This window comes from Methylophaga sp. SB9B, from assembly GCF_004832235.1.
GTDB classification, from domain to species: domain Bacteria; phylum Pseudomonadota; class Gammaproteobacteria; order Nitrosococcales; family Methylophagaceae; genus Methylophaga; species Methylophaga muralis.
The window spans coordinates 1-252 of record NZ_SSXS01000109.1; the positions used below are offsets into that span (position 1 = coordinate 1).

1 pseudogene is annotated in these 252 nt (G+C 48.8%); it reads left to right on the forward strand.

Annotated elements, in window-relative coordinates:
* Positions 1-3: 3 nt before the first annotated feature.
* Positions 4-252: pseudogene (locus E8Q33_RS15355) on the forward strand (glutamate synthase-related protein); the annotation flags it as partial.

Consider the following 252-nt stretch of genomic DNA (forward strand, 5'->3'; position numbering starts at 1 on the left):
GAATTGCGTGAAATTACTGATTGGCAAGTGCCTATCTATATCAAAGTCGGTGCAACTCGAACTTACTATGATGTGAAGCTGGCGGTGAAAGCCGGTGCCGATGTCATTGTTGTTGATGGTATGCAGGCGGGACTGCAGCAACACAGGAAGTGTTTATCGAACATGTCGGTATTCCAACCATGGCGGCGATTCCTCAAGCGGTTCAGGCACTGCAGGAAATGGGCATGCACCGCAAAGTGCAGTTGATTGTTT